17 protein-coding genes and 1 pseudogene are annotated in these 18948 nt (G+C 61.6%); 2 read left to right on the top strand and 16 right to left on the bottom strand.

The features are described from left to right. Nucleotides 1-32: 32 nt before the first annotated feature. From I2H81_RS04195 to I2H81_RS04255, 13 genes are all read right to left on the bottom strand, one after another. Nucleotides 33-1175: an aminotransferase class V-fold PLP-dependent enzyme gene (locus I2H81_RS04195; RefSeq protein ID WP_195644672.1), complete on the bottom strand. Its 1143-nt coding sequence runs from the start codon at nt 1173-1175 to the stop codon at nt 33-35. Continuing rightward, nucleotides 1172-1423, bottom strand: a complete 252-nt coding sequence (locus I2H81_RS04200) for a DUF3343 domain-containing protein (protein ID WP_195644673.1) — start codon at nt 1421-1423, stop codon at nt 1172-1174. The genes I2H81_RS04195 and I2H81_RS04200 overlap by 4 nt, the downstream gene beginning before the upstream one ends. Before the next feature lie 19 nt (nt 1424-1442). Then, on the bottom strand, nt 1443-2069 hold the full coding sequence (gene yedF / locus I2H81_RS04205; protein WP_195644674.1) for a sulfurtransferase-like selenium metabolism protein YedF: 627 nt from the start codon (nt 2067-2069) through the stop codon (nt 1443-1445). A gap of 57 nt (nt 2070-2126) precedes the next feature. Further along, nucleotides 2127-3176, bottom strand: a complete 1050-nt coding sequence (selD, locus tag I2H81_RS04210; protein ID WP_411266926.1) for a selenide, water dikinase SelD — start codon at nt 3174-3176, stop codon at nt 2127-2129. Next, entirely contained in the window at nt 3169-4386 is a 1218-nt protein-coding gene (locus I2H81_RS04215) for a glycosyltransferase family 4 protein (RefSeq protein WP_195644676.1), read from the bottom strand. The genes selD and I2H81_RS04215 overlap by 8 nt, the downstream gene beginning before the upstream one ends. Nucleotides 4387-4400: 14 nt before the next feature. After that, nucleotides 4401-5165: an acyl-CoA dehydratase activase gene (locus I2H81_RS04220; RefSeq protein WP_195644677.1), complete on the bottom strand. Its 765-nt coding sequence runs from the start codon at nt 5163-5165 to the stop codon at nt 4401-4403. Nucleotides 5166-5215: 50 nt separating this feature from the next. After that, nucleotides 5216-6379 carry a double-cubane-cluster-containing anaerobic reductase gene (locus tag I2H81_RS04225; protein WP_195644678.1) on the bottom strand — a complete coding sequence of 388 codons (1164 nt, stop codon included), beginning with the start codon at nt 6377-6379 and terminating at the stop codon, nt 5216-5218. 154 nt (nt 6380-6533) lie between these two features. Beyond that, nucleotides 6534-7817, bottom strand: a complete 1284-nt coding sequence (locus I2H81_RS04230; RefSeq protein ID WP_195644679.1) for a double-cubane-cluster-containing anaerobic reductase — start codon at nt 7815-7817, stop codon at nt 6534-6536. Between the two features lie 430 nt (nt 7818-8247). Continuing rightward, complete coding sequence (locus I2H81_RS04235) at nt 8248-9318, bottom strand: sulfate/molybdate ABC transporter ATP-binding protein (protein ID WP_195644680.1); 1071 nt, start codon at nt 9316-9318, stop codon at nt 8248-8250. Between the two features lie 3 nt (nt 9319-9321). Next, nucleotides 9322-10764 carry a molybdate ABC transporter permease subunit gene (modB, locus tag I2H81_RS04240; protein ID WP_271817473.1) on the bottom strand — a complete coding sequence of 481 codons (1443 nt, stop codon included), beginning with the start codon at nt 10762-10764 and terminating at the stop codon, nt 9322-9324. A 68-nt stretch (nt 10765-10832) separates the two neighbouring features. Continuing rightward, nucleotides 10833-11705: a molybdate ABC transporter substrate-binding protein gene (gene modA / locus I2H81_RS04245; protein ID WP_195644681.1), complete on the bottom strand. Its 873-nt coding sequence runs from the start codon at nt 11703-11705 to the stop codon at nt 10833-10835. Between the two features lie 204 nt (nt 11706-11909). Beyond that, nucleotides 11910-12389: a MogA/MoaB family molybdenum cofactor biosynthesis protein gene (locus I2H81_RS04250; RefSeq protein ID WP_195644682.1), complete on the bottom strand. Its 480-nt coding sequence runs from the start codon at nt 12387-12389 to the stop codon at nt 11910-11912. A gap of 10 nt (nt 12390-12399) precedes the next feature. Continuing rightward, nucleotides 12400-13662, bottom strand: coding sequence for a molybdopterin molybdotransferase MoeA (locus I2H81_RS04255; protein ID WP_195644683.1), 1263 nt, complete (start codon nt 13660-13662; stop codon nt 12400-12402). A gap of 211 nt (nt 13663-13873) precedes the next feature. Between I2H81_RS04255 and I2H81_RS04260 the strand changes: the two genes are divergently transcribed. Both I2H81_RS04260 and I2H81_RS04265 read left to right on the top strand, forming a co-directional pair. Beyond that, nucleotides 13874-15295: a chloride channel protein gene (locus I2H81_RS04260; RefSeq protein ID WP_195644684.1), complete on the top strand. Its 1422-nt coding sequence runs from the start codon at nt 13874-13876 to the stop codon at nt 15293-15295. Between the two features lie 86 nt (nt 15296-15381). Then, nucleotides 15382-16344, top strand: a complete 963-nt coding sequence (locus I2H81_RS04265; protein ID WP_195644685.1) for a diacylglycerol/lipid kinase family protein — start codon at nt 15382-15384, stop codon at nt 16342-16344. 21 nt (nt 16345-16365) lie between these two features. On the opposite strand, the pseudogene I2H81_RS04270 reads toward I2H81_RS04265, so the two are convergent. The 3 genes and pseudogenes from I2H81_RS04270 to I2H81_RS04280 all read right to left on the bottom strand — a co-directional run. Further along, nucleotides 16366-16677, bottom strand: a pseudogene (locus I2H81_RS04270) (peptide chain release factor-like protein); the annotation flags it as partial. A gap of 152 nt (nt 16678-16829) precedes the next feature. Next, the gene (locus I2H81_RS04275) at nt 16830-17408 is read right to left on the bottom strand and encodes a xanthine phosphoribosyltransferase (protein WP_117639195.1); all 579 of its coding nucleotides are present in this window, start codon (nt 17406-17408) and stop codon (nt 16830-16832) included. Nucleotides 17409-17566: 158 nt separating this feature from the next. Next, a complete protein-coding gene (locus I2H81_RS04280) occupies nt 17567-18871 on the bottom strand; it encodes an MFS transporter (RefSeq protein WP_195644686.1) in 1305 nt (434 codons plus the stop codon). Nucleotides 18872-18948: the final 77 nt, after the last annotated feature.

Here is an 18948-nt window from a genome sequence, read left to right on the forward strand (position 1 = left end):
AAACGGTTTATCTAAGGGCGCAAAAGGTTGGTCTAATCGCAGCTCAAATCGCGCAGAGCCTCAATCGCCATGTCGACTTCCTCGGCCGTGTTGAAGTAACCAAACGAGAACCGAACCACGCCCTGGCGCTCGGTTCCCAGCGCACAGTGCATGAGCGGGGCACAATGGGCACCGGGGCGCGTAGCAATCCCCCACCCCTGCATGAGCGCGTCCGAAATCTCGGCAGAGTCGATATCACCCACGTTGAGTGAGACGATCGCCGAGCGTGCTGACTGGTCGAAGGCACCGTAGAGTTTGATTTCCGGAATCTCACGAACACCGGCGAGAAAGCGATCGGCCAGGGCGCGTTCGTGAGTCGCAATCGCTTCAACTCCACCCTGTGCCTCGATAAAACCAAGGCCTGCGGAAAGGCCCGCGATGCCGTGACCGTTGAGCGTGCCCGCCTCGAGCCGCGTGGGCCACTCCATGGGCTGCAACGCATCGAAGCTGTGCACGCCCGTGCCGCCCATGGCCCAGGGCGCCACGTCAATGCCCTCTGCCACGGCCAGGCCGCCGGTGCCCTGCGGGCCCATGAGCCCCTTGTGGCCGGTAAAGCACACCACGTCGAGCCCCATGGCCTGCATATCGATATGCGCCGTACCGGCAGACTGCGAGGCATCGACGATCACAAGCGCACCCGCGGCATGTGCCAAGGCCGCCACGCGCGCAATGTCGACCGCGTTGCCGGTCACATTAGAGGCATGCGTCACCACCACGGCACGCGTACCGGGCGTGACCAGCCGCTCGAGCTCGTCGTAGTCGAGCGCGCCGTTCGCGTCGCAGCCCGCATGCTCAACCGTCACACCCTGCTCCATCGCCAAGCGATTGAGCGGACGCAGCACCGAGTTGTGCTCAAGCACCGTCGTAACCACGCGGTCACCGGGACGCACCACGCCATTGATGGCGGTGTTGAGCGCCGCCGTGGAGTTGGGCGTAAAGCACACATGGTCCGCCCTCGGGCAGCCCAAAAGGCGCGCGAGCTTGGCACGGCAAGCGTGAATCGTACGAGCGGCATCGAGGGCACCCGACGTGGCACCGCGCCCGGCATTGCCGAGCGAGCACATCGCCTGCGTCACGGCATCGATGACCGTCTGAGGCTTGTGCATGGTCGTCGCCGCGTTATCCAGGTAGATCATCGCACGACCTCCCACATATCAATCACGGTATAGCCCTCGGTAGGAACGCCCACCGCGGTAAGCTCGCTGCGCAGCAGCTCCTCATCGGCAGGCAACGCCTTCCACGCCAGGCCGCAGCCGGCAGCGACCTCCCCGGGCACGGGAATCGTTCGCCCGGGAAGGCCGCGCTCGACGCACAGGGACTCGCAGCCCATGGCGGCCGCCGTGGTGGGAAACGTGATGACAAGCGCCGGGCGCTTCTCCCTCATGGCAACTCCAACCAATACGCTACGGGCGCACGACGCGCACGGCCTGTTCCATCTTCTCCACGATCACGTACATGTTCGTGACCTCGCCCACCGCGAGCTGGTCCTTAATGCCAAAGTGATCGAGGCAGGTGCCGCAGGTGAGAATCTCGACACCCTGCTCCGCCAGGCCCTTCAGGTCATCGAGCACCGGCGAGCCCTCGACGGTGAGCTTGGCGCCACCGTTGTAGAACAGCATCGTGGCGGGCAGCTCCTCCTGCTGTGTCACGGCAAAGATAAAGGCCTTCATGAGCTTGTGGCCCAGCTCGTCGTCGCCGCGGCCCATGCAATCGGTGTAGACGGAAACGACCAGCTGGCCCTTGCCGGCGCTGGCATCACAGAAGGCAGCGCCATCCTGCTCGGGATCGACCACGGCAACGGCGCCAGAGGTCGCCACGGTCACGTGCCACTCGGCGTCAGAAACCTTCTCGACCGAGGCCGTGCAGCCCTTCTCCTGCGCCATCTTGGAGATGTTCTTGACGGCGGTCTCGTTGTCGACCGAGGTCACCACAGCACCCTCGCCATCAAGCTGCTTCAGAGCTTTGAGCGTCTTGACGACGGGCAGCGGGCAGGCATCGCCCATGGCATTGACTTCAATTTTGGTAGACATAGTTTTTCCTTTCGAATGAATCAATCAAGAACGAGTGAAAGTTGAATAAACGAACCGTTAACGAACAACGCGAACGGCAGGACCGTCCGGCACCGGCTCGCACACGCGGCCGATTGTGGCGGCGATGCGATCCTCGGCATGCAGACGACGCGCAAGCTCATCTACATCCGCTGCGGGCGCCGCAATAAGCAGACCGCCCGAGGTCTGTGGATCGTACAGTGAATCCAACATGCCCGGCTCCAGGTCATCGTCAGCCGCCACACGCGATCCAAAGAAATCCTGGTTGCGGTAGGCGCCGGCAGGGATAATGCCCAGACGCGCCATATCGAGCACCTGGTCAAAGAGCGGCACCGCCCCCGACGCAAGCTCAATCTGCACGCCCGAGCCCTCGGCCATCTCGCACGCATGCCCGATCAGGCCAAAGCCCGTGACATCGGTGCAGCCGTGAAGCTCGAGTCCCTCGGCCAGGCGAATCGGGGCCTCGTTGAGGGTACGCATCGACTCGAACATCGGGCCAGCCTCGTCCTGTTCGATGAGCTCGCCCTTAATGGCCGTGGTGATGATGCCCGAGCCGATCGCCTTGGTCAGCAGCAACGCATCGCCCACGCGCGCGCCGCTGTTGGCGAGCATGCGGTCGAGCGCGACAAAGCCGCTCACGGACAAGCCGTACTTGGGCTCGTCGTCGTTGATGGTGTGGCCGCCCGCGATGGAGCAACCCGCCTCGACGCACTTGTCGGCGCCGCCCGCCAGAATCTGCCCGGCAGCCTCAACGCCCAGGCAACTGGGGATGCACAGGAGGTTCATGGCATGGCTCGGCCGTCCGCCCATGGCGTATATGTCCGACAGCGAGTTTGCCGCCGCGATCTGGCCAAACAGGAACGGGTCGTCGACCATCGGTGGGAAGAAGTCGATGGACTGCACGAGGCCCAAATTATCGCCAACGCGGAAGATACTCGCATCGTCGGAGGTATCGAACCCCACGAGCAGGTTGTCGTTATGCACATTGGGTAAGCCGCCCAAGACCTGGGCGAGGGCTCCGGGAGCCAACTTAGCGGCTCAACCGCTCGCGGCGGTCATAGACGTGAGCCTCATGGTGTCCTTAGCCATACGAACCCCCTTCCAACGAATCAACGACTTTAAGTATACGCGCCAGGCACGCTTCCCAAGAGACCGCCAACGGCTCGAACGTCGAAGGCGGCGCCGCAAGCGCCTGCGCGATAGCATCTGCCAGTGCGCGCTCAAACAACGGAAGGTCGGCCGCCACGGGCGTGTCGACATCCGTCATACGCGGCGACGCCACCCACGTCACGGGAGCACCGGGAAGCATCGCCTCCATCCAGGGACGAACGCCGGGCAAATCGGTCGCCACAACTTTGCAGCCGCACGCGAGGGCCTCAATCGTCACGAGCGGCAGACCCTCGTAAAACGAAGGCAGCACAAAGACGTCGGAACTGCGGTAGGCACGCACGAGCCCATCGCTATCCAGGCGCCCCGCCAGCGTCACCGGCACATCCGAGGCCGCGGTCAAGCGCTCGATGCGCGCGTACTCGGCATCGTCCCCGCGGCCGCCCACAAGTACCAAGCCAGATGGGCGGACGCCATCGTCAATCGGCAATGACACGGCTCGAACCAGCGACTCGACGCCCTTTTTAAAGCAAATCTTGCCCACGTACACAAGCGACCCCGGCCGCCTCGCCACGCTTGCGTCGCGGCAGAAGACGCGATGGTCGTAGCCCGTCCCAATCACGTGGATGCGATCGGCATCGACGCCGCACGCCAGGCCAATCTGCTCAGCCTGCTCAGCATGGAGCGCAAAGACGGCATCGAGCCGACGAACCGCGCTTACGATGCGATCGCGCTCGAGCGCATGCGAACGCAGCTGGCGCAGGTCTGTCGAATGGCACACGGCAACAACCGGCACGCCCCGGACGCACTCGCGCGCCAATGCGGTCACCAGATACAGGTGATGGCAGAGCACCAGATTGGGCCGAAACTCAGCCACCGCCCGATCGATTGCAGCAGCAAATGCCCGCTCAAATGCCTTGAGCATCGAAGGCGTCAGGTCACGATAGCGTGTGGAGGGATAGGGCATGACATCGGACATACCGCAGATGGGAAACGGCAGCTCGGGCGACTCGAACGGTACGGCAAACACGGCAGCACGCCGGTCCAGCTCGCCTTGGGTATCACCCGGTGCCGCGCCGCAAAGCACGGCGGCGCGATGCCCCGTCTCGATCTGGTCGCGCACGAGCGCGGCAAGGTAGGTGCCGCTGCCGGTACTATCTGGTTTTTGCGCCGAGATATTGAGGATGCGCATGTCGCGGTACACCCCTAGGCCAAGGCGGCGGCGCGGACAGCCGCGCCGATCGCTCCAGCAAAGCGAGCCTGGGGCGAGGTGGTCACCGGCGACCCCAGTAGCTCGCCCAACCGCTCCACCACGAAGGCGTTCTCGCACAGGCCGCCGGTCAGGTAGTACGGGGCGCCCGCGGCCTGCCCGGCCATGGTCGCCACGCGCGAGACCACGCTGTCGATCACGCCACGTGCAATGTTCTCGCGCGGCTCACCGCGACCGATCAGGCTGATAACCTCGCTTTCGGCAAACACGGTGCACATGCTGGAAATCTTGGTAGGCTCGCCGGTGCGGGCGAGGTCTGCCATCTGCTGCTGGGTAATGCCCAGGCGGTCGGCCATGATCTCCAGAAAGCGCCCCGTGCCGGCGGCGCACTTGTCGTTCATGGCGAACTTGGCCACGCGGCCACTTTTAAGCTGAATGACCTTGGTGTCCTGGCCACCTACGTCAATCACGGTGCCGTGATCGCCAAACAGACGCACGGCACCGACACCGTGGCAGGTGATCTCGGTCACCACCTTGTTGGCATAGGGCACCGCGACACGGCCGTAGCCAGTCGCGACCACACGAACATCGTCGCCCGTCACGTCATAGCCGGCTGCGGCGAGCTCACCGCGTAGGCGCTCGGCCGCATCGACCGACGAATACCCCGTCGGCATGACGCAGGTCCACGCAATGGCGTTGTCTGTCTCCACCACCGCAGCCTTCGCGGCCGTCGAGCCAATGTCGATACCAATGCCAACCACGGCATCCTCCTTCTATGCGGCAAAGCAGCTATCCCTTTGCCGCATTTGTCCTACAGGGTCTCGATAAAGGCGGCGATGCGCGTCTCGATCTGGCCCATGTCGCCGTTGCTGTAGTCGGTCTCGATCTTCATGTACGGAATGCCCGCGCCTTCAACGGCCTCCTGCATGCGCGCACTCTCCACGTTAAAGGTATGACACGCCTGGAGCACGTTTTCAACCACGCCGTCGACGTGATACTTCTCGCACATGGCCAGCGTGTTCTCCATACGGCCGTCGTTGGGCGTCATGACCGAGCAGTTGATGTCCAGGTAGCGGTCGGCGATGGCGCGCAGGATGTCGGGCGCGTCCGGGTCGATCATCATGGCCGCCGTGCGCTCGCCCGAGCAATCGTCCATGCACACGACCACGCCGCCGTTGGACTCGATGGTGCGGCCGACCTTGTTGATCACGCCGCCCACCGGGCAGCCGGTGATCAGGATGCGCTTGGCATCCGCCGCAATGGGACGCTCGCCAGCCTCGTAGGCCTCGCGCAGCTTGGCGACCTTTTGCTCAAGCTGCTGCGTATAGGCCTCGATATCAAAGCTGAACGTACCGGCGAACATAGTGCTCATCAGGTCGACGCCGCTCATGGCCGCCGGCCGGTTGGCCTGCAGGGCGAACATCTCGAGCTGGGCGGCGCGCAGGCGATTGCGACGACGGACGGCGGCGCGCAGGTCGTCGTCGGTAATCGTGATGCCGTAGAAGCCCTCGAGCTCCTCCTTGAGCATGCGGCACTCCTCGTACCAGCCCTCACGCTCATAGGCACGATCGCGGCTCTGTGGCAGGTGCAGAATGTACGTACGCTTGAGCTCGTTGAGCAGTTCGTACATCTTCTTCTTGCCGTCGCAGGTGGTCTCACCGATGATCATGTCGCTGAAGTACGTAAACGGGCACTTTTGCGAGTAGGCAAAGCCGTAGGTCGACTTGATGAGCGGGCAGAGGTTTGCCGGCAGCACCTTCTCGGCCTCGGGAATCACCTCGTCGGACGTGCCGCACAGCGCCACGCTCGCAGCCCCCGCGGCATCGATAATCTCGAGCGGCGTATAGCTGCACAAAAAGCCGACCAGGCGATTGCCGGCCTGTTTGTAATCTTTGACGCGAATAAACGCCGCCTTGCGCTGCTCGTTGAACTCCTCAAACGTGCACGGCAACGGCTGCTCAATATTTTCCGACATATAACTCCTTAACAAACCTTTTAACCAACCAAGGAAACGGCTTTCCCAGGGTCCGAGGTTGCCGTGAAAGAGGAGCGCCGCGTACTTCTGGTACGCAAGCGACGGTTTGAACGGCAAGATCGGGTGCCTGGGGAAGCCGCCGGGACGGATAGTCCTAAATGGTTTCCAAGAAAGCCTCGATCCTGGTCTGCAGTTGGCCTGCATCCTCGCCGGCGTAGTCGGTCGTGATGTGCATAAACGGAATGCCGGCCTCCTCGGCGGCCTTCTCCACGGCAAACGACTCCATCTCGTAGAGCGTGCAGAACTGCAGAGCCACGTCGACAATGCCGTCGGCATGCAGGTCCTTGGCCATCTGAACAATGTCCTTCATACGCTGATCGTTGGGCGTAAAGACGGCACAGTTGATCTTAAAGTAGCGCTCGGCGATAGCATCGAGCATCTCGTCAACCGTCTCACCGGACTCATCGACCAAGTCCTTGTAATAGCGCGAACCCGTGCAGGACTCCTCGCCCACCACAACGCCGCCGGCCTTCTCGATGAGGTTGAACAGCTTCCAGTTGGGCACAGCCATGGGCGTGCCGGTGTACAGGATGCGCTTGGTTCCCTTGGGCGCCACGCCCTCTCCGGCCTCGACACGCTGCTCACACTCGGCCGCCATATCGTTGATGGCTCCGGTCAGACGCGGCGTGTCGTCCATAAAGGCGGCCTGAACGGTCAGCAGGCTGTCGAGACCGCTAATGGGCGCTGGATCGGCAGCGCGCGTGGCAGCGAGGCGCTGCAGGGCGCGACGCTTCTCATTGACGGCGCGGATGGCGGCCTTCAGACGCTCAGGCGTAATCGTGACGCCACACTCTTCCTCAATCTTGGCGGCGAGCTTTTTAACCTCGGCCTTCCAGGTCACGAGCGTCGACTCGTCGTGCACGTTGGGAATATCCATGACGTACATGTTCTTTTGCGTGGCAAAAAACTCGTAGGCCTTCTTCTTGCCATCACAGGTGTTCTCGCCTACCACCAAGTCACTCGACTCGATGTAGGGGCAGACCTCACCCAGCTTAAAGCCGGCAAAGCTCTTGATAAGCGGACAAGTGTTGCGCGGCAAGTGCTCCTCGACCTTGTCCGTTGCCCAATCGGCACCCGAGCACAGACCAACGGGAATGCCGTCACAGGCAAGCACGATCTCCTCGGGCACGTACACGCAGAACGAGCCCACGATTTTGGTGGCCTCGCCAGCCTCCTTCTTGTCGAGCATCTCCTTAATGCGGCCGCTATGGATGTTGGTGGCCACAAAGTCCAAGTAGGACGTGGACTTGGGGCGGTTGTTCTGCGACAGGAACATGTCCCCGTACATCTGGCCCACGGCGCCCAGCAGCATATCGTGGTCGGCAAGATTCATGCCGAGGCTCTCCCACATCGGATGAAAATCGAATTCTTCAGCCATAACGGTTCCCCTCTCGAACCAAAAACGGATAACAGCGGTATCGATGCACGACGGACGGCGATTGCCCGGCCGTGCTCAAACCCGGAATTTTAGGGAACCTGCTTTGCGGTCGATGATTTAGTTGTGCGTCGTCTCTCCCGGAGCCGTGAACATACCTGCTCATATGCGACTCCGAGCCATATGCTGGGCGCGCGCGGCAACGCGGCGAATGTATGTCGTCTGCGGCATGTGCGCACCCTCCTTAACCAGTCGAGGTCAACTATATCAACGGTCATCGCCCCTGCGAACACCGTTGACATTCGTACGACAGCCTCGTGTGCCGTCGTTTAATAAATAATTATCTTGATTGATAAGAGTTTGTCATCCTTCATTCGGCGAACGGCAAGACAAAGCCGCCGAGGCTTATATTCCCCGACGGCATTACCCGGCGCTATCGACAAACCAAATGGATCCTGCTGGCATCAAAATGCATGCGCAGCGTCTCGCCTGCTTGCGGCAGCTCGTCGACAGGCATGCGCACTTTGTTGACCTTCCACTGCAGGCGCGTCGGCGCATCGGCACGCGGCACATCCAACAGCACCAGCCGCTCAAAGCGCGAATCGCTCACACGGGCCACGTGCAAATCATAGCTGTTGCGGCCCCGCTCAGCACGGTTGTCAACATGGAAGTAACTTGCGCGAATACCAAGGTACGCCACGTTATCGGGAACCTCACGGCCCACGTTGAAGGTCATGCCCCAATCGAGGGCCTCGACCTCCTGGGGCCCAATCTTGCGCGCACGGCTTGTGTTCTTGCAGCCCGTCAAGCGCAGCGCCGCCAGCGTCTGCGGACGGCGGACCACATCCTCGACGGAGCCGACCTCCTCAACATGCCCATCGTGCATCACACAGATGCGCTCGCACAGACGGCACGCCTCGTCGATGTCGTGGCTCACGTAGAGCACGGTGCGGTTGCACACATCGAACAGGTCGAGCATGTTCTGTTCGAGCGCGCTCTTAAGATACGCGTCGAGCGCGCTCATGGGCTCATCGAACATAAAGATGCCCGGATGCGCCGCCACCATGCGCGCAAGCGCCACGCGTTGCTGCTGGCCGCCCGAGAGACGCGCGGGATAGCGGTCGGCAAAATCGGCCAGACCGAAAATGCCCAGATAGCGCTCGGCGAGCTTTTTGCGTGCCGCGGCGTCGCCCGCATCCTTTACGCCGGCGCATACGTTATCGGCCACCGTCATGTTGGGGAATAGCTGGTAGTTTTGGAAGAGCAGGGCACACTTGCGCTCCTGGGGTGACAGGTTGATGCCCGCCGCCGAGTCAAAAAAGGTCACGCCGTTGACGATGATCTTGCCCTCGTCGGGCGTCTCCACACCGGCAATGCAGCGCAGCGTGCAGCTCTTACCGCAACCCGAGGCACCCAGCAGTGCCACGCGTTCCTCGCCGGCCTCGAGCTGCATGTCGAGCATAAACTCGGGATAGCGCTTTTTGATATCCAAAACGAGCGACATGGCCTATCGACCTCTCTGCAAAGCGGCATCATCGCGCATGAGCTCGGCCAGTGCTTCGCGATCGATACGCAAGGCATCGCCGCCCACCGGATCGAGCGAATCGCCCTGTCCGGCGAGCTCTTTGGCCTGCTTGCGCTCCGCACGGGAAAGGCCCCGCTCGCGATACTTTTGCGAATGCGCGGTGTACATGTTAATGAACAGGATGACCAGAAAGCTAAACACGATCACGACGGCGACCCAAAAAAGGGCCACCGAGGTATTGCCGCCCATCCACTCAAAGTAGATGGCGATGGGGATGGTCTGCGTAATGCCGGCGTAGTTGCCCGCAAAGAACAGGGTGCAGCCAAACTCACCCATCGCGCGGGCAAAGGCGAGCACCGTGCCGGCGGCAATCGAGGGCCAGCCGAGCGGCATCATAAGCTTGGTAAAGATGCGACACTCGGACCATCCCAGGGTTCGGGCGGCATCGAGCATCTGCGTGTCGAGGCTCTCAAAGGCACCGAGTGCCGTGCGGTAGACCAGGGGAAACGACACAACGACGGCCGAAATAACCGCCGCGGGCCAGGTAAAGACGATCGAGATGCCGTGCGCGATGAGCCATTGGCCGACACCGGTCGAGCGGCCAAACAGCATGAGGAGCAGAAAGCCGCAGACCGTGGGCGGCAGCACCATAGGAATCGTAAAGACCGAATCGAGCAGGCCCTTGATGCGACTCGAGGTACCCATAGTCTTCCACGCGGCGAACAGGCCCAGCGCAAAGGAGATCAGCAGGGCAAGGCCGCTCGTTTTAATGGACACCCAAAACGGGCGATAGTCGATGTCGTCCAAAAAGGAAGCCAGAGAGGTCAAGGGCCCCTGCTCATCCCGCAACGCGACAGACGATGCCTCTACCATTTGAGCGCTATCAAGCCAACGCGCGCCGCCCTTGGCATCACCCGAGGCCGATGCAATCACCACATAGCGGTCCCCATCCGCACCACGCACATCAAAGCCATAGGTATACCCACCGGCATCAAACGTTGTTTCCGCCGTGACATACCAAGGAAGATCAACGTCCCCCAGCTGCGCACCTCCCATGGAGTTTGCGCTGTCGAGCTCACAGACGAGGGCCTTGAGACCCGATACGCACTCGTTGTCCTGCGGATCCAATCCATACTTCTCGACCGCCTTGGGCGATATCCACACCACAACGCGATCGGCAGCAGGCGCCACTACAAGGTCCACGTCCTCATCAACGGGAAACCGGTAGCCCTCAGGCTGGCCCTCCATGGCACGAGCGGTCCCCTTGGCCAACCGCTCAAAACCCTCGATCCCATAGGAAAGCCCATGAGCGGTCGCAGCAACCTGGACCCCGTCCTCAGAGTCCCCAGCAAACGCAAATCCCGGCACCCAGCAAAGCGCGAAGGTCAAAGCACAGGCGACAAGCATGCGGAAACTATTAAGCACGAAAAGCTCCAAGCGAATACAAGGACGGAGTGAAACACAAAACGATGGAATTATCGCGCCAAGCCGCACTACTCGGAAAGCTCAAAGCCGTACTTAGCCCAAATCTTCTGAGCCTTCTTGTTGGTCAGACAGAAGTCGATAAACGCCTTGGCCTCGTCGGCGTGCTCGGAGCTCTCGGCAACGGCACCCGGATACACGATGGGCTTGTGCGAATCCTCGGGGCACACAAAGGCCTCCTCGATGCCGTCGTAGCGGAAGATGTCGGAGCTGTAGACAAAGCCCGCAACGCAGTCACCCGTAGAGACGTAAGACGCAGCGGTGCCGACCTTATCGGCCAGCGCGACCTTATCGGCAATCTCGGGCGCGTACTCGCCGTCGTCGCCCTCAGTGCCGGTGTAGAGGCCCACAGAAGCCAGCGCCTGGTTGGCGTACTTGCCGGCGGGAACGGTCTTGGCGTCGCCGATGGCGATCTTGCCATCTAGGTTCGCGACGTCGGCAATGGCCTCGACCTTGGTGTCAGAGCCCTCGGCGCGGACGATCACGAGGTCGTTCACGAACATGTCCTCGCGCGTATCGGCATCGACGAGCTCGGCAGTCTCAGCGTCATCCATGGTGCCCTTGGAAGCGGTAATGAGCACGTCGACCGTGGCACCGGCACGCATCTGCTCAACGAGGTCGCCGGACGCTTTAAACTGCGTGTCGGCAAAGGTGGTACCGGTCTGCTCGGTGTAGAGCTTCTGAACCTCGGGCAGGGCCTTCTCGAGCGAGTTGGCGGCAAAGACCTGCAGCTCGACAGCTTTCTTGGAAGATGCCTTAGCAGAACCGGCATCGGACCCGACCGGCTCAGCCGTCTTGTTGCCGGAGCAGCCGGCAAGGCCAAGGCCGGCAGCGGCGACAGCAGAAAGCGAGACGAATCCACGACGAGAAACCATATCGAACATGTTCAACCCTTTCGGACACTACACCCGGGCACCCCGCCGCGGGCTTTATTCTGTAATTAGATTATACTTCCTCGCGAATAATGATTATGAGAATTTATTCTCGTCTGAGAATATAGTTTCAGGCATGCCTACAGAATGCCGTCCCCTTGGGCGCAAATAAAAGGCGGAGCAGCCGTTCAGATCGCCCCGCCGCAGGTAAACCGCTTAGTTGGTATGTCCGCCGCCCGCTGTCATCTGAGCCGCATGCTCCAGCTGATCGCTCACGGCCTCCCAGCTTTCGCGGGCGGCCTTCGTAGAACCGGGAAAGTTTACGACAAGTGTATGACCTCGTTGCATGCAAATAGCGCGCGAGAGCATGGCGCGGCGCGTCTTGGTCATGGAGTATGCACGGATTGCCTCTGCAATACCCGGCACATCGCGGTCGCAGACGGCACGCGTCGCCTCGGGCGTCACATCGCGCATCGAAAGCCCCGTGCCGCCGCAGGTGAGCACGACATTGGCGTGGCACTCATCGGCGGCTTCCACAATGGCATCACCAATCTCGCTGACGTCGTCGCGCACAACCACATGTGAGGCGACCGTCCAGCTCTGCGCCTCGATAAGTTCCTCGAGTGCGGTTCCAGCCTCGTCCTGCGCAAGATCGCGCGTGTCCGAACACGTCACGATCGATATCTTCAACTCCATAGTCTTCCTCCTATAGCACCGTTCCCTCGGGCAGATCGACGCGAACAACGTCCACGACATTGCCAGCCGCAAGCTCGCACGGACCTTCGTCAATACGCAGCAGGCAGTTGGCCCGCTGCATCGTGCCGAGCAGTGCCGAATTCTGCGTCTTGGCCTCGGTCACCAACAGCTCACCGGTCTCGGGGTCGTGCGAAACCGTAGCGCGATCGAAGAAGCGGCGATGCTGGCGCTTCTTCACGCCATGCGTCAATATCGCCTGCTGTACGGGACGCGCACCCTCGGCAAAGCCGCGCATCTTGCGGATCGCCGGACGGGCGAGCATCTCAAAGCCCACATACGCCGCCGCGGGATTGCCCGAAAGCCCCAAATACGGCTTGCCTCCAAGCAGGCCAAACGTGATGGCCTTGCCGGGACGCATCGAGATGCGATCGAACAGCACCTCGCCCTCGCGCCTGACCAGCGCCGTCACATAGTCGTAATCGCCCGCAGAGGCGCCGCCGCTCGTAATGACAAAATCGCATTCCTGCACGGCGCGATGCACGAGCTCGGCAATTGCCTGCTCATCATCGGGCGCAATGCCGTAGAACACGGGCTCGGCTCCTGCATCGAGCGCTTCGGCCATCAACGCCGACGAGTTGGAGTCGCGAATCTGCCCGCGCGCCGGCAGCTCACCCGGTGCGACCAGTTCCGTGCCCAGCGAGATGATGCCCACACGCGGGGCAGCGTGCACCTTCACGCTCGCGTATCCGGCGCTTGCCAGCAGACCAGCGCCCGCCGGAGCCACGACCTCGCCGGCGTGCATCACAACGTCGCCGGCATGGGCCTCCTCGGCGGCAGAGCGAACGTTCTCCCCTACCTTGGCAGGCGCCGAGAACCTCACACGCGAGCCCTCGTTGCCGTCGACATCGAGCACGTCGACGATCTCGTATTTCACCACGGCATCGGCACCTTCGGGTACCGGCGCGCCCGTCATGATGCGGACCGTCTCGCCCGCGCCGATTGTGCCCTCAAACACATGACCCGCAGCCTCGTGTCCGATAACGTCGAGCGTCACCGGCGCCTCGCCAGATGCCTGCGCCAAGTCCGCCGAGCGCACGGCATATCCGTCCATAGCGCTGTTGGCAAACGGCGAGATGTCGATATCGGCCACCGCATCCTCTGCCAAGGGAAGACCGGCGGCCTGCCACACGGGAATCTCGACGACTTCGGTGCGATTCACGTGCGACAAGACGATCGCCTGCGCGTCCTCCAACGGAATGAGTTTCTCAGCCATATACACCTCTAGCATGCTGCGGCGCGCAACAAAAGCGCCGATTCTTTATGTTTCTCTCAGTATAATCCCTCGACGCGCGACCGCGACTTGGCCTGTACCCGCAAATACATCTGTCGGCCGCAAGCCGCGAAACAAAACCAAAACCAACCCACCGGCTCGTCGCGTTTACCGCGTTTTATAATGCTCGTGTTGCAACCCAAAAGAGGAACGTATGACTTTTACCGACAAACCCGAAAGCGCAAACGAAGCGCAGGATCATTCTCAGTCGCTCGACGACGGCGGCTTTTTCTCCCTGAACGACGTCATCATGGCCGGCAGGCATCAGCTCACCCGCTCCGAGCATCTCTTGGCCGCCGACACGCGCCGCAACGCCCGCAACCTACTCGCGAGCGCCAAGTTGCTCACACTCGTCGTCATCGTCTCGCTCGCCATGGGCGTTGCCGCCTGGGCGTTTTTGACCTCGCTGAATATCGCGACCGGCTATCGCGAGCACCACGCGTGGGTCTACGCCTTGCTTCCCGTTGTGGGCGTTGCCACCGCATGGGTGTACAAAAACCACGGCCTTGCCGCCAAACGCGGTAACAACCTGGTCATCGACTCCGCTCTGGGCACACGCCTCATCCATATGCGCATGGCCGTTCTCACCTTCGTCTGCTCCACGCTCACGCACCTAACGGGCGGGTCGGCCGGTCGCGAGGGAGCTGCGGTGCAGATTGGCGGCACCATCGCCAGCAACATCTCGAGCCTCGCCCACCTCAAAAAGCATGACCACCACGACCTCATGCTCGCCGGCATCTCGTCGGCCTTTGGCGCCGTATTCGGTTCGCCCCTTGCCGGAGCTTTCTTTGGCATGGAGATGTGCTTTATCGGCAAGATCGACTACACCGCGGGCATCTACTGCCTCGTCGCCTCGTTTACCGGCTACTTTACGTCGCTTGCCTTGGGAACCGAGTACGAGGCGAATGTCATCGCCAACGTTCCCGCCATGACGCCCAAAACGGTCGTTATCGTTGTTATCAGCGCCATTTTCTTCGGCCTGACGGCACGCCTCTTTGCCTGGTCGGTTCGAACCGTCAAAAGCCTGTACGATCGCTTTATCACCAATTACCTCGTCCGCGCACTCATAGGCGCACTCGTGGTTTTGGCCGCCTATGCCCTCCTCGACGCCTGGGACTACGCCGGCCTTTCCACGTGGCTTTCCGGCGCCGGATTTGCAGGCAACACCACCCTGGCGGACGCAGCCATCAAGTTGGTCGTCACAGCGCTTACCCTGGGCGCGGGCTTCCAAGGCGGCGAGGTCACGCCCCTGTTTGGCATCGGTGCGGCACTCGGTGGCTGGATCGGTTGCCTTACTGGGCTTGACCCCAGTTTTCTGGCGGCTCTCGGCATGCTCGGCGTATTCTGCGCCGGCCTCAACGTGCCCATCACCACCTGCATGATGGCCATCGACCTGTTCCACGGCACGGCCGCCGGGTTCTTTGTCATCGTGGCCTTTATCAGCTACCTAACCGGCGGACACCGCGGCGTGTACCCCGCCCAGCGCATTATCTCGCCCAAGCGCCGTTCGCTTATTGTGGATGAGGGCGGTACGGTAGCGGATGCTATCGAGCGCCACAACGACCTGATAGAGTAGATGTAATAATCGCCGTGCAGCCACAATCGGGGGCAATTCAACCTGAACGCGACCGCACTGTCATGTCACACGCCGGGAGTCGCCCCATGCACGCAACTGATTTTGGTCGCACGCTCATCATCGCCAACCCAGCCGCCCAGTCGGGCGCGGCACGCGAAGTTGCCGAGCGCCTGCAACGCTTTTTGGACATGACTGCACGCGCATCCCAGTTTGACCTGGTGTTGACCGAGCGTATGGGACACGCCAAGGAGCTGGCCGCGCAGACTCAGGGCTATCGCACCGTTATCGCCCTTGGCGGCGACGGCGTGATTCACGAGGTCGTCAACGGGCTTATGACGCAAAAGGAGGACGCCCGCCCCGCTCTTGCCGTCCTGCCCGTGGGCTCCGGAAACGATTTTGCCCAGACGCTCGGCATCGACGATTTCTCCGGCAAGGATTTTGGCGCGCTGCTCACCTGCGAGCTGCAGCGTCAGGATATCGGACGCATTCGCTCGTGGAGCCCTGCGAGCGGCAGCGGCGAGGCTACCGTTGAGTACTACGACCAGACGCTCTCGGTCGGCATCGATGCCGCCATCGGCCTGGGCACCACCGAGCTGCGCAAAAAGACCGGCTTGACAGGCGCGCCGCTCTACACCCTCTCGGGACTTGAGCAGTTTGGTCTGCGCTATCGCAACTACCCCATGACAGTCAGCTTTGACGGCGCGCCCGCCGAGCGTGTGAGGGCGATCATCATGGCAATTCAGCTGGGCCCCACCTATGGCTCGGGCTATCGCATCTGTCCCGATGCCGATCCCTGCGACGGCATACTCGACGTCTGCTACGCCTGCGGCCCCGTCCCACGCGCGGTTGCCCTGCCCATGTTCCTTTCGGCCAAAGACGGCCACCATACCAAACTGCCGCCGATTCGCATGCGCCGCTGCCGCCATGCCGAGTTCACCTTTGAGGAGCCCGACTACCCCATCCAAGCCGACGGTGAGCCCGTTGTCGCCTCGCGCATCGAGGTCGACGTCCTCGCCGACGCCCTCCAGGTCTGGCGCCCCACCCGCTAGCAAGACCAGCGAAACAATCGGCTACTCGTCGCTCCCCGGCTTGCGACGGTTGGCCTTTTTAATCGCGTTGAAGTGCTTGTCATTGAGCCTGCGCTGGCGCGAGCGCTGAGGCACCTTGGTCTTTACGCGTCGGCGCGGTGGACGCCCGCGACGCTCCAGCTCAGCGCGCAGCTTACGCAGGCAGCTCGCGCGATTCTGAAACTGACTACGGCTCTCGCGCGCCGTCACAACAATCCCCGTGGGCCCATGCTTCATACGCACCGCCGAGTCCGTCGTGTTGACGCCCTGCCCGCCCGGACCCGTCGCGCGAAACACCTGCACCTCGCAATCGCGCGCCAACTCCTCGACCGACATCTCGGCATAGCGCGCATATTCGCGCCATCCCATCTTGTTCTCATCCATATCAACACCTCCCCTCATACAAAAAATGTGACAAAGGGACGGTCCCTTTGTCACATCGCATACCAATCGCTTGTGTTGCGCGCTTAGGCGAAGGTGATCTCGCCGGTCTCGCAGTCCATATCGGCGATACGGGCCAGGCTCTCAACGCGGAAGCCGCGCTCGCGGAGCTTATCACCGCCGCCCTGGAAGCCCTTCTCCACCGCAATGCCAATACCGGACACCTCGGCACCCGCAGCCTCGCAGATCTTGATAAGACCCTCGAGCGCGCAGCCGTTGGCCAAGAAGTCGTCGATGATCAGGACCTTGTCGCCCTCGGACAAGAAACGCTTGCCAACGATGACCGGGTACTCCTTCTGCTTGGTAAAGGAGTAGATGGTCGTGGCATACTGCTCGCCGTCGAGGTTAATGGACTGGGCCTTCTTGGCAAAGACCACCGGCACGCCGCCAAAGTGCTGGGCTGCAATGCAAGCCATACCAATGCCCGAAGCCTCAATCGTCAGGATCTTGTTGATCTCGACATTCTTGAACAGACGGGCCCACTCGGCGCCCATGTGGTCGAACAGCTCAACGTCGCACTGGTGGTTGAGGAAGGCATCAACCTTAAGGACGTTACCGGCCTTTACGATGCCGTCATGGCGAATACGATCCTCAAGCTCCTGCATGGCGCAACCCCTTCTCGCGGCAACGATACCGCGCGATTAATAAACGTTGTTCGATAGTCTACCACGGACCGACCCCCGCCTGTCCCACAAGCCGCATCGCACCACAAACCAGTCTTTTTGGGACGGCGCGAATACGTGGCAGGCAGCCTCCCAACACGCTAATGGCGGGCGCGCATCCTCACCAAACGCACCATGGCGAGCGCAAAACCCACAGCGGCCACAGCCATAAGCACGTAGAACACCGAGCGAAAACCGAATAGGAATACATCCGGACGGCCTGCAACGAAACTGGTTACGGCCTCGCCCATCGCCACGCTCATCTGCCCATACAGGATATGCGACGCCACCGTAATGCCGAATGCCATGCCAGCGTAGCGCGCCAAACTGCCCAAGCTGCCCGCAAAACCGAGCGCCTCGCGCGGGGCCGAACCCATATACAGGGAGTTGTTAGGGCTTTGGAAAATCGACGTACCGAGCGACATAAATGCGACGCAGCACACGATGACAGGGATCGAAGAGCGCTCGTCGAGCGTGCTCACCGCAAAGAGGCCGCACACGTACACGCCCAGGCCCACGGCCGTGGGGCCCTCGCAGCCAACACGGTCGGAAACCGTACCCGAAAGCGGGCCGATAAAGGCATTTACCATCGGCAGTGCCAAAAAGAGCAGTCCGGAGATGTCGGAACCAAAGCCGTGGGCATCCTGAAAATAGAACGGCAGGATAAACTCGGATGCGCCAATACCAACGAACACGATGAGCATGCAGGCAAGGTTGATGGTGAAGGCCGAATTTGCAAAGCAGCGACGAGCAGCCTCGATCAGGGACATGGGGCGCTCGCCGGCCTCAGGCTTAACATGCGGTAGCGTATAGAGCCCCACGATAAACGAGATGACGCCAATGGGCAGGTTGATGAGGAAGATGCTCTCCCAGGGAAAGTTCGCCACCAGCATGCCGCCGAGCACGGGGCCGCACATCATGCCGAGGGCCACGAAGGTCGCGAGAATACCCATGGCACGACCGCGCTCGCGCGCCGGAAACGACTCGGTGATGATACCCATGTTGTTAGCCATGGCCGCCGCGCAACCGACGCCCTGAACAATGCGTGCCAGGATAAGAACCTCGAGCGAGGCCGAAAGGCCGCACAGCAGCGAACCGACCGAAAAGACGATGACGCCCAGCTGGAACACATTCACCTTGCCGCGCACGTCGCCCAGACGGCCAAACGGCAACATAGCCACGCATGTCGCAAGCAGATACACCGAGCTCACCAGCTGAATGCGATCGAGGCCCACGCCCAGCTCCTTTTGCATCGCGGGCAACGCCACGGTCACGACGGTCGAATCCAGACACACCATAAACGTCATGATGAGCACGGTAAACAGAATCGCCCATTTGTTCTTGCCATGGGTGTCGCCCTCAAGGGCAATGCGCTCGCGGCGCAGCTGCTCTGCAGTTTTCTCCATATCCATCCTTTCGAGTGGCGCAACGCAAAAACGGGGCCCCAATCGCCTGCGAACAGTCGCGATTGGGGTCCCGCCTA

This window comes from Collinsella aerofaciens, assembly GCF_015561195.1.
GTDB lineage: Bacteria > Actinomycetota > Coriobacteriia > Coriobacteriales > Coriobacteriaceae > Collinsella > Collinsella aerofaciens_AC.

Bases quoted from the DNA above. Each gene is read 5' to 3' on its own strand.
- I2H81_RS04200 (WP_195644673.1), bottom strand. From the start codon at position 1,423: ATGAGGGAGAAGCGCCCGGCGCTTGTCATCACGTTTCCCACCACGGCG.
- I2H81_RS04235 (WP_195644680.1), bottom strand. From the start codon at position 9,318: ATGTCGCTCGTTTTGGATATCAAAAAGCGCTATCCCGAGTTTATGCTC.
- I2H81_RS04255 (WP_195644683.1), bottom strand. From the start codon at position 13,662: ATGGCTGAGAAACTCATTCCGTTGGAGGACGCGCAGGCGATCGTCTTG.
- I2H81_RS04250 (WP_195644682.1), bottom strand. From the start codon at position 12,389: ATGGAGTTGAAGATATCGATCGTGACGTGTTCGGACACGCGCGATCTT.
- I2H81_RS04275 (WP_117639195.1), bottom strand. From the start codon at position 17,408: ATGCAGGAGCTTGAGGATCGTATTCGCCATGACGGCATCGTAAAGGCC.
- yedF (WP_195644674.1), bottom strand. From the start codon at position 2,069: ATGTCTACCAAAATTGAAGTCAATGCCATGGGCGATGCCTGCCCGCTG.
- I2H81_RS04195 (WP_195644672.1), bottom strand. From the start codon at position 1,175: ATGATCTACCTGGATAACGCGGCGACGACCATGCACAAGCCTCAGACG.
- I2H81_RS04260 (WP_195644684.1), top strand. From the start codon at position 13,874: ATGACTTTTACCGACAAACCCGAAAGCGCAAACGAAGCGCAGGATCAT.
- I2H81_RS04280 (WP_195644686.1), bottom strand. From the start codon at position 18,871: ATGGAGAAAACTGCAGAGCAGCTGCGCCGCGAGCGCATTGCCCTTGAG.
- I2H81_RS04265 (WP_195644685.1), top strand. From the start codon at position 15,382: ATGCACGCAACTGATTTTGGTCGCACGCTCATCATCGCCAACCCAGCC.
- I2H81_RS04215 (WP_195644676.1), bottom strand. From the start codon at position 4,386: ATGCGCATCCTCAATATCTCGGCGCAAAAACCAGATAGTACCGGCAGC.
- I2H81_RS04230 (WP_195644679.1), bottom strand. From the start codon at position 7,817: ATGGCTGAAGAATTCGATTTTCATCCGATGTGGGAGAGCCTCGGCATG.
- modA (WP_195644681.1), bottom strand. From the start codon at position 11,705: ATGTTCGATATGGTTTCTCGTCGTGGATTCGTCTCGCTTTCTGCTGTC.
- I2H81_RS04225 (WP_195644678.1), bottom strand. From the start codon at position 6,379: ATGTCGGAAAATATTGAGCAGCCGTTGCCGTGCACGTTTGAGGAGTTC.